Genomic DNA, 9,972 nt, shown 5'->3' on the forward strand with positions numbered 1-9,972 from the left:
CTTCTTCGCCAACCGCGCGCGGCCGTGCCTGCTCTACCAGATCAGGCGCTGCTCGGCGCCGTGCGTCGAGCGGATCGACAAGGCCGGCTATGGCGAGCTCGTCCAGGACGCCAAGGACTTCCTGGGCGGGCGGTCGAACAAGGTCCAGGAGAAGCTCGGCAAGCAGATGCAGGCGGCGGCCGAGGCGATGGATTTCGAGATCGCCGCCGTCTACCGCGATCGCCTCCGCGCGCTGACCTACATCCAGGGGACGCAGACGATCCACGCCGAGGGGTTGGGCGACGCCGACATCTTCGCGCTGGCGGGCAAGGGCGGGACGATCTGCATCCAGGCCTTCTTCATCCGCGGCGGGCAGAATTGGGGGCATCGCAGCTTCTTTCCCGCGCATACCGCCGAGGTGCCGGAGGAAGAGGTGTTGGCGAGTTTCCTGATGCAATTCTACGAGGAGGTCCCGCCGCCGCGGCTGGTGCTGCTCGACCGGGTGCTGGCGGAAGGCGCGCTGATCGAGGCGGCACTGTCGGAACGCGCGGAGCGGAAGGTGCAGTTGAAGCAGCCGCAGCGCGGCGACCAGGTGAAGCTGGTCGCGCAGGCCAGCCGCAATGCGGTGGAGGCGCTGGACCGGCGGCTGGCCGAGTCGACGACGCAGGGCAAGCTGTTGGCCGAGGTGGCCGAGCTGTTCGAACTGGAGGGATCGCCCGGCCGGATCGAGGTGTATGACAACAGCCATATCATGGGCACCAACATGGTCGGCGCGATGATCGTGGCGGGGCCGGAGGGATTCCGGAAGGGCGGCTATCGCAAGTTCAATATCAAGCGGCCGGAAACGACCGCGGGCGACGATTTCGCGATGATGCGCGAGGTGCTGGAACGGCGGTTCGCGCGGCTGGAAAAGGAGGACCCGGACCGGACATCGGGCGAATGGCCGGACCTGCTGCTGATCGACGGCGGCAAGGGGCAGGTGTCCGCCGTGTGCGGCGTGCTGGAGGATATGGGCGTGCAGGATGTGCCGGTGGTCGGCATCTCCAAGGGGCCGGACCGCAACGCGGGGCGGGAACATTTCCACATGCCGGACGGGCGGGAGTCGATGTTGCCGCTCAATTCGCCCGTGCTGTTCTTCCTGCAGAGGCTACGCGACGAGGCGCATCGGTTCGCGATCGGCGCGCATCGGACGAAGCGGGCCAAGGCGTTCACCGCCAACCCGCTGGACGATGTGCCGGGGATCGGGCCGGCGCGGAAGAAGGCGTTGCTGATGCATTTCGGGACCGCGAAGGCGGTGCGCGCGGCGGCGCTGGAGGATCTGCAGAAGGCGCCGGGCGTATCGGCGACGATGGCGCGCGCGATCCACGACCATTTCCATGCGGGGGGATGAGGGCGTTGTGTCAGACCGGCACCCGCCATATCTGATCCCGCATGCCTGAACTGCCCGAAGTCGAAACCACCGTCCGCGGGCTGCGTCCCGTGCTGGAAGGGCAGCGCTTGACGCTGGTGGAACCGCGCCGGGCCGATATCCGCCGGGCGATCCCGGTCGACCTGCGCCAGCGGATGACGGGGGCGACTGTGACGGGGCTGGGCCGGCGCGCCAAATATGGGCTGATCGCGACCGATCGCGGCGATACGATGATCTTTCACCTGGGCATGTCGGGGCGGTGGCGCGTCGACCCGGAGGCGATCGGGACGCACGACCATCTTGTGCTGGAAACTGCGGCCGGGCGGCGGCTGGCGCTGAACGACGCGCGGCGGTTCGGATCGATCGATCTGGTGCGGAGCGACGCCGTGGACGCGTTTGCGCCGTTTCGCGCGCTGGGTCCCGAGCCGCTGGGCCCGGCGTTCGACGCAGGGTATCTGGCCGCCAGGCTGGCGGGGCGAACGGCGCCGATCAAGGCGTTGCTGTTGGATCAGCGGATCGTCGCGGGGCTGGGCAATATCTATGTCTGCGAAGCGCTGAACATGGCGGGGATCGCGCCATCGGCGGCGGGCGGGGCGATTAGGCCCGTGCGGCTGCGCGCACTGGTCGATGCGGCCAAGGCGGTCCTGCTGTCCGCGATCGATGCGGGCGGATCGACCCTGCGCGATTATGCGCGGCCTGATGGGGAATTAGGTTATTTCAGCAAGCAGTTCCGGGTCTATGCCCGTGCGGGCGAAGCCTGTCCGTGCGGGGGTATCGTGGAACGGCGTCCGGACGGAGGGCGATCCACCTTCTGGTGCCCGGAATGCCAGCGCTGACGGTTGACCGATTACGGGAATCGCGATAGGGAACGCGCCTTCACGGAACGGGCGGGGCGCCCGTGCCGCCAGACCATTTGAGCATCCGAGGACCAATTTCTATGGCGAACACGCCGCAAGCCAAGAAGCGTATCCGTCGCAACGAGCGTCGCGCCGAGATCAACGGCGCCCGCGTCAGCCGGATTCGCACCTTCGTCAAGAAGGTCGAGCTTGCGCTGGCGTCCGGGGACAAGGATGCCGCGGCGACGGCCTTGCTGGCGGCGCAGCCGGAAATGATGCGCGGCGTGTCGAAGGGCGTGCTGCACAAGAACACCGTGTCGCGCAAGATTTCGCGCCTGACCAAGCGCGTCGCCGCGCTGGGCTGAACCCGGTCAAAATGGGGTGCCGGCAGGTCGGCTTCTTCATCATGAAAATCCACCCGCCGGCATCCGCCGGCGGGTTTTTTCATGTCCGTTGAAGAAGGCTGTTAAATCCGCAACTTGCGATTTGATTCGGGCATGCACTATCAGGTTAACAAAGTATTAACCTTGTGATTTCAATATGTTAGTAGCAGTCTACGGTTTTCCGCGGCTTTGGGTGTCAAGCCGGTTTATTTCGGTTTGGTGACGTTTCGAGGGATTGATCGGGGCGTCCGGCTGTCTCTAAATAGGGGTCTGCCGCGGGGCGACTCTCCGTCGGTGGCAAACAGTTTCGATGATCCGGTTCCTGGTCGGAAGCGATATCGCTTTCGCGTTGGACCCGCGCGTCCCGCTCTTTGGGTGTCGTGCGGCGTGGCCGATGGTCCGCGGATGGAGCGTGCTGTCCTGCGACCATGATGGCGCGGGCGATGGGGAGATGGGCGTGGCGGCAGTGATGGAGGCGATCGATGATGCGGCCGCGGGGATGTCCCCCGATGAGGCCGCGTGGATCGCCGTCCGCGACATGCTGCGCCGATCGCTCGGTGCGCGCAGCTTCGACGGCTGGCTGAAGCCGCTGGGCCTAGAGCGATTCGATGCCGACACCGGGATCGTGACGCTGGCCGCTCCTTCGGATTTCATGGCGAGCTGGGTCGCGACGCATTTCACCGATCAGCTGCGTCAGGCCTGGCGCGCCGTGCTGCCGCATGTGACCGAGGTGCAGGTCGCGGCGCGGAGCGAAGCGGTGCGTCTGGCGAGCTTCGGTGCAGACAGCGGCCCGGTGGCGGAACCTGCGGTCGCGGCTGCGGCTGAACCCGTCGCGGTGGTGACGCCGATCGGCACCCCGCTGGAGCCGCGGTACACGTTCGACAATTTCGTGGTCGGGAAGGCCAATGAGGTCGCCTACAACGCCGCGCGGACGCTGGCGCTGGGTGGGCCGGTGACGTTCAACCCATTGTTCCTGCATGGCGGCACCGGGCTGGGCAAGACCCACCTGATGCACGCGATCGGGCAGGATTATCTGGCGCGGCACCCGAATGCGCGCGTGATCTATATGTCCGCCGAGAAGTTCATGTTCGAATTCGTGTCGGCGATGCGGGCGAAGGACACGCTGACGTTCAAGGCGCGGTTGCGGTCGGCGGACCTGCTGATGATCGACGATGTGCAGTTCATCGCGGGCAAGGATTCGACGCAGGAAGAATTCTTCCACACGATGAACGAGATCATCTCCGCCGGACGGCGGCTGATCATCACCGCCGATCGCAGCCCCCAGGACCTGGAGGGCATCGAAAGCCGCATCCTGTCGCGGCTGGGCTGGGGCCTGGTCGCCGACGTGAACCCTGCCGATTTCGAGCTGCGGCTCAACATCATCGACAAGAAGCTGGAAGGCATGGCCGGCGCCAAGGTGCCGGACGATGTCGCGATGTTCCTGGCGAAGCGGATCAGCGCCAACGTCCGGGAACTGGAAGGCGCGCTGAACCGCGTCGTGGCCTATGCGACCCTGCTCGACCGGCCGATCGACATGGATTTTGCGCAGGAGACGTTGTCCGACCTGCTGCGCGCCAATCAGCGCCGGATCACGATCGAGGAGATCCAGCGTCGGGTTTCCGATCATTACCGGATCCGCCAGACCGAGATGTCGAGTGCCCGCCGCGCGCGCGAAGTGGCAAGGCCGCGGCAGGTGGCGATGTACCTGTCGAAGCAACTGACGCCGCGGTCGCTGCCGGAAATCGGACGCCGCTTTGGCGGGCGTGACCACACGACGGTGATCCACGCCGTCAAGCAGATCGAGAAACTCCGTGCGCAGGATGCGGAGCTGGACGCCGACGTGCGGCTGCTGATCCGGCAGCTGGAGGGGTGAGCCGGCGTCAGCGCGGCGCGTAGGACAGGCTGGTGACAAACGTCATGCGCGATGCGACGGCTTTGCCCGACGCGTCACGATAGGGAGAAACGTCGTTGCTGGCGCGGATTTCCAGGCATGGATCGCCCGGCGGCAGGGGAACCGGCCCGTTTCTGGCGATGATCGTGCAATCCGTGACATTCCCGTCGACATTCACATCCACCTGCACTTCAAGCCGGAACGGAATACCGAAACGGAACTCGGGCGCCGCCGATTCTTCGTCCGGCAAACGCCATGTAAACCGCAGGGTCTTGGAGGCACTTTCGACGGCGCGCCCGGAGGTATCCAGTTCGGGCCGGTAGCGGGCACGGGTGGTGACCAAGGCGCAACTCATCGCGTCCAGCAACTCCGATCCACTTGAGTCCGTGACTTCGCATCCTGACACGCGTCCCGACGGCAGGACGCGGAACTGGACGCCGGATGTTCCCTGGGCACCCGCGCGCAACGCAGCCGCAGGGTAATCATCGGCAGTGACCCAATCGGCGGGCGAGGAGAGCGATTCGGCCGGGCGCGAACGATCGGACGTGTTTGATACGGATGCCTGCGCCGGCACGAGCGCGGCTAGCATCGCCAGAAAACCAATCATTCATACGCCCCCTGCTGCAGCATCGATCCTAGAGGCATGCAGGAATGCGAGACAACGGCAAACAGCGGCGGGGGCAAACAGCGGCGGGGATGACGGCCTGACACAAAAAAGGCCCCGCGCTGGCGGGGTCTTGATGCTTGCAGACGTGTACGTTCAGCCGACGCGGCGGTTGCGGATCGTGGCGGGGCGCTTGTCTTCGGGAATGGTGATACGAACTTCCTCGCCGGAATGGCCGGGGAAAGCCGTGAACATGGCTTCTACCAGGTTCGGAACGATGTTGGGCAGGCTGTCGGTGCGGGACCGCGCCTTGGCCTTGCCTTCGAACAGACGCTCGCCATCGGAAGTACGACTGATCTGCATATCGAGGAAGCTGGTGAAATAGGTGTAGCTCTGGACGTCGTTATAGCCGCCGAAGAACGGATCACCGAAGCCGTAATAGAAAGGCGAGCCAAAGCCATAGCGGCCATAGCCGAAGCGACCGAAGCGGCCATAGCCGAATCCGCCCCCGAACCCGCCGAAGCCGGGTGTCGAGACGACCTTTTCATTGCCGTTGTCGACGCCATAGTCGAGCGATACGACAAAGCTGGCCGACGCGGGGCTTTCGGCCGGGCGATAGCCCTGACGTGCGAGTTCCTGGGTCACATAGCCGGCATATTGCGCGAATTCGAGGCCACCGCGCTTGTTGGGATCGAGAGCCTGGACAGTGAAGCTCTGCCCTTGCGGGGCGGGCATGCGCTGATAGCGGGCGACATCGGCGGCGAAGGGCGTGGCGCAGGCGCTGAGCGCGAGCAGCGACAGCGGGGCGGCGAGGGTCAGGACTGTGCGACGGAGCGACATGGGGACGACAACCTCTTGGAGCACAAGGCTTGGGGAATTGATCGACGCTGTAGGGCGTTTTGTCTGAACCTTGTTTGAACGCCTGGATAGAGGCTTTCGTTGCCGATGCGCCGGGTGGAGGTGCGGTGCGTCCGTCGGAATGCGTGCGGGGTGCGCAAACGGCGTACAGGAGGCCGGAATCACCGGTCGTCAGGACCGTCGAAAGGGCGTTTAGCGGTCCGGCAGAAGCAAGCTTCGGCGATCAGAGGCCCAGAGCGGCATAGGCCGCAGCGAGGGTCGGGGTGGCAAGGGCGCGGGCGCGGGTGGCGCCGTGATCGAGCAGCCGGTCGAGTTCGGCCGGGTCCGCCCGGAAATGGTTCAGCCGTTCCCGGATCGGGCGGAGCGTTTCCACCGCCAGTTCGGCCAGCGCCGGCTTGAACGTACCGAAGCCCTTGCCTTCGAAGCGGGTGAGGACCTCCGACGCCGTCTGATCCGCCAGCGCGGCGTAGATGCCGACGAGGTTGCGCGCCTCCGGCCGATTGGCGAGTTCCGCGATCGTGGCGGGCAGGGTGTCGGCGTCCGATTTCGCCTTGCGAATCTTGCCGGCGATGGTGTCGGCATCGTCGACCAGCGTGATGCGGCTGGCCTCCGAAGGGTCCGATTTGGACATCTTGGCCGTACCATCGCGCAACGACATGATCCGTGCCGCCGCCGGTGGGATGATCGGGTCGGGCAGCGTGAAGAGGTCGGTGCCGGTGTCCTGATTGAACTTCGTCGCGATGTCGCGCGCGAGTTCGAGATGCTGTTTCTGATCCTCGCCTACCGGCACATGCGTCGCCTGGTACAGCAGGACATCGGCGGCCTGCAGCACGGGATAGCCGAACAGGCCGACCGAGGCGCCCTCGCGGTTCTTGCCCGATTTCTCCTTGAACTGCGTCATGCGGTTCAGCCAGCCGACGCGGGCCGTGCCGTTCAGCAGCCATCCGAGTTCGACATGGGCGGGAACATGACGCTGGCGGAACAGGATCGCGCGGGCGGGATCGATGCCGCAGGCGATGATCGTCGCCGCCATTTCGCGGATGTTGGCCGCCAGCACGACGGGGTCGTTGTGGACCGTGATCGCGTGGAGATCGGCCAGGAAGAACAGGCATTCGCCATCCGCCGGCATCGCATCCTGCATCCGCACCCAGTTGCGGATCGCCCCCAGATAATTGCCTAGGTGCAGGTTTCCGGTGGGCTGGATGCCCGAGACGATACGCATGGCCATGGGCTTGCCCTTTGCGGACGGCGTCGGCGGCGTCAAGCGCGGCGGCGGGTGAACTGCGCCTTCAGTTCCGCAATCGAAAAGGCGCCGAACAGGAAAGCTGCCGCGAAATAGGCGAGCCCGCCCACCCCGATCAGTACGGCCAGTGCCGCGACACGGACCGGCAGCGCGCCGGCGGTATGGGCATCGACATGAGGATTGAGCAGCAGCAGGACGCCACCCATGGCGAGGCTGGCCGCAGCGAGGCGCAGCGTGCGGCGGCGAAGCTGGGCATCGACCGCGAACAGGCCGCGGCGGTGGAGTGTCGCGTAGAGCAGCAGCACGTTGAGCCAGGCGGAGGCGGCCGTGGAGAAAGCGAGCCCGACATAAGCGAGCGGCGTCAGGAAGACGAAGCCGAGATTGAGCACGAGATTGGCGACCATCGCGACCATGGCGATCCGCAGTGGGGTGCGCGTGTCCGACCGGGCATAGAAGCCCGGGGTCAGCACCTTGATGAGGATGTAAGCGGGCAGACCGAACGAAAAGGCGGTGAGCGCCGCGGCACAACCCTGCGTCGCGTCCGGCGTGAAGCGCAGCCCCTGGAACAGCCCGCGCACCAGCGGAGTCGCCGACAGCATCAGCGCGATGGTGGCGGGCAGGGTGAGCAGCAGCGACAGTTCGATCGCACGGTTCTGGGTATGGACGGCGGCGGTGTCGTTGCCCGCACCGATCTGCCGCGACAAGGCAGGCAGAATCGCGGTGCCGACGCCGATGCCGATCAGCCCGAGCGGAAGCTGGTTCAGCCGATCCGCATAATAGAGATAGGATACCGCGCCTTCGCCGAGGAAACCGGAGGCGAGATTGGTCGAGATGAGCAGGTTGAACTGCACCGCGCCGGCCCCGATCGCGGCGGGCCAGATGATCGTCAGCAGCTTGCGCACCTGCGGGCTGAGGCGCGGACGGCGGAGCGCGAGCGTCATGCCGGCGCGGTGGCATGACCAGATGAGCCAACCGAGCTGCGCCACGCCGGAGACGGTGACGGCGATCGCCTGCGTCCGGGCGGTGGCGATATCGTCATGGCCGCGAAAGAACAGCAGCCCCGCGATCATGCACAGGTTGAGCAGCACCGGGGCCGCGGCATTGACCCAGAAGCGGCCGAGCGAATTGAGGATGCCGCCGAGCAGCGACACCAGCGAGATGAGCAGCAGATAGGGAAAGGTGATCCGGGTGAGTTCGGTGGCGAGCGCCAGTTTCGGCGCGCCGCCGCTTTCGCGGAAGCCGAAGGTGATCGCCCAGACAATCGGCCCCGGAAACAGGATCATGACCGTGGTGAAAACCGCCAGGAAGGGGAACAGCACCGACAGCACGTCTTCCGCGAAGCGGCGGCCGGCGGGCAGGCCATCGCCGCTCAGCTTCTCCGCCTCCGCAATGGTGCGATTGAACATGGGTACGAACGCCGATGCGAACGCTCCTTCCGCGAACAAGGCGCGGAAGAGGTTCGGCAGGCGCCATGCGACCAGAAACGCGTCGGAGGCGAAGCCCGCCCCCACGAACCGCGCCATCAGCACATCGCGGACGAGGCCGAGGATGCGGCTGAGCAGGGTGAAGCCGCCGATGGTGGCGGTGTTGCGGACGAGGCTCATGATGGACGTCCCTCGTCACCGGCGGTGCGTGCCCCCGCGGATGCGGGGGTACGTGGCGTGATGGCGATGATCGCCGGTTGCGTCAGGCGTGGCCGATCGGCTGACCCTGGCCATCGGTCGCGCCCTGCTGTTGCGACAGGTACAGCGCGGCGAAATCGATCGGTTCGAGCATCAGCGGCGGGAAATTGCCGTCGCGGGTCGCGTCCGCCACGATCCGGCGGGCAAACGGAAACAGCAGGCGCGGCGCTTCGGCGAGCAGGAAGGGCTGAAGCTGGTCCGCGGGCACATTGCGGATGCCGAACAGACCGGCATAGGACAGTTCGACCGCGAACGCCGTCTGACCATCGACGGTCGCCTTCGCGTCGATCTTGAGAATGACTTCGTAGATGTCCTCGCCAACGGCGGCCGAGCCGATGTTGAACTGCACATCGATCTGCGGCTGTGCCTGTTGCTGGTAGATCATCGGCGCGTTCGGGTTCTCGAACGAGAAATCCTTCACATATTGCGCGATGACGCCGACCTGCGGTGCGGTATCGTCGCCGGCGAACATCGGCTCTTCGCCGGTCATGCCTTCATTCTCGGCCATGTCGTGATCCTGATCGCTGAATGGAAAGCGCGGGCGATAGCCGTCCCGCGCGGGCGGGGCAATGGGGGGCACGCCACCCCATGCCGCCCGCCCGTCCGACCGTCAGCGCGGCTTGACGAATTTCAGGGTCATGCGGTCGCTTTCACCGATTGCGAGATAGCGGGCCCTGTCCTTGTCGCCTTCGCGCAGCACCGGCGGCAAGGTCCAGACACCCTGCGGATAATCGGCCTTGTCCTTGGGATTGGCGTTGACCTGGCTTTCACCGGCCAGCCTGAACCCCGCGGCCTGCGCCAGCGCGACGACGGTGGCGCGCTTTAGATAACCGCTAGTCTTTTCGTCCGCGACGTTGCGGTTCGCGGGCAGGCGGTGGTCGACCACGCCCAGCGTGCCACCCGGACGCAGCATGGCATACCATGCCTTGAAGACGTTCGCCGCGGTGGGCCCGCCATTCATGGTGAGATTGTGAATGTTGCGGAATGTCAGCACCACGTCCGCCGAGCCGGGTGCGACCGTCGAGGTGCCGGCGGCGGCATCGATGGTGGCGACGGTGCCTGCAAGCTGCTTGGTTTCCAACCTCGTG

General features: G+C 65.8%; 10 protein-coding genes. 4 read left to right on the top strand and 6 right to left on the bottom strand.

Going from position 1 to position 9,972, the window contains the following annotated elements:
- The 4 genes from uvrC to dnaA all read left to right on the top strand — a co-directional run.
- Positions 1-1,369: excinuclease ABC subunit UvrC (uvrC, locus tag VF649_RS11090; protein WP_331012019.1), on the top strand; the 1,369-nt coding region annotated here is incomplete at its 5' end.
- A 41-nt stretch (positions 1,370-1,410) separates the two neighbouring features.
- Complete coding sequence (gene mutM, locus VF649_RS11095; protein WP_331012020.1) at positions 1,411-2,223, top strand: bifunctional DNA-formamidopyrimidine glycosylase/DNA-(apurinic or apyrimidinic site) lyase; 813 nt, start codon at positions 1,411-1,413, stop codon at positions 2,221-2,223.
- 101 nt (positions 2,224-2,324) lie between these two features.
- A complete protein-coding gene (gene rpsT / locus VF649_RS11100) occupies positions 2,325-2,588 on the top strand; it encodes a 30S ribosomal protein S20 (protein WP_331012021.1) in 264 nt (87 codons plus the stop codon).
- Between the two features lie 487 nt (positions 2,589-3,075).
- Positions 3,076-4,479 (top strand): chromosomal replication initiator protein DnaA, encoded by a 1,404-nt coding sequence (dnaA, locus tag VF649_RS11105; RefSeq protein WP_331012026.1) that lies wholly within the window; start codon positions 3,076-3,078, stop codon positions 4,477-4,479.
- 7 nt (positions 4,480-4,486) lie between these two features.
- On the opposite strand, the gene VF649_RS11110 is transcribed toward dnaA, so the two are convergent.
- The 6 genes from VF649_RS11110 to VF649_RS11135 all read right to left on the bottom strand — a co-directional run.
- Complete coding sequence (locus VF649_RS11110) at positions 4,487-5,104, bottom strand: energy transducer TonB (RefSeq protein WP_331012022.1); 618 nt, start codon at positions 5,102-5,104, stop codon at positions 4,487-4,489.
- Positions 5,105-5,257: 153 nt separating this feature from the next.
- Positions 5,258-5,941 carry a DUF4136 domain-containing protein gene (locus tag VF649_RS11115; RefSeq protein ID WP_331012023.1) on the bottom strand — a complete coding sequence of 228 codons (684 nt, stop codon included), beginning with the start codon at positions 5,939-5,941 and terminating at the stop codon, positions 5,258-5,260.
- 241 nt (positions 5,942-6,182) lie between these two features.
- Positions 6,183-7,181 (bottom strand): tryptophan--tRNA ligase, encoded by a 999-nt coding sequence (gene trpS / locus VF649_RS11120; RefSeq protein ID WP_331012027.1) that lies wholly within the window; start codon positions 7,179-7,181, stop codon positions 6,183-6,185.
- 38 nt (positions 7,182-7,219) lie between these two features.
- The gene (gene murJ, locus VF649_RS11125) at positions 7,220-8,806 is read right to left on the bottom strand and encodes a murein biosynthesis integral membrane protein MurJ (RefSeq protein ID WP_331012024.1); all 1,587 of its coding nucleotides are present in this window, start codon (positions 8,804-8,806) and stop codon (positions 7,220-7,222) included.
- Positions 8,807-8,888: 82 nt separating this feature from the next.
- Entirely contained in the window at positions 8,889-9,392 is a 504-nt protein-coding gene (gene secB / locus VF649_RS11130; protein WP_331012025.1) for a protein-export chaperone SecB, read from the bottom strand.
- 102 nt (positions 9,393-9,494) lie between these two features.
- A partial coding sequence (locus tag VF649_RS11135; RefSeq protein WP_414713667.1) for a class I SAM-dependent methyltransferase occupies positions 9,495-9,972 on the bottom strand: 478 nt, incomplete at its 5' end.

It is taken from the genome of Sphingomonas sp. (assembly GCF_036387535.1).
Taxonomy (GTDB): Bacteria; Pseudomonadota; Alphaproteobacteria; order Sphingomonadales; family Sphingomonadaceae; genus Sphingomonas_R.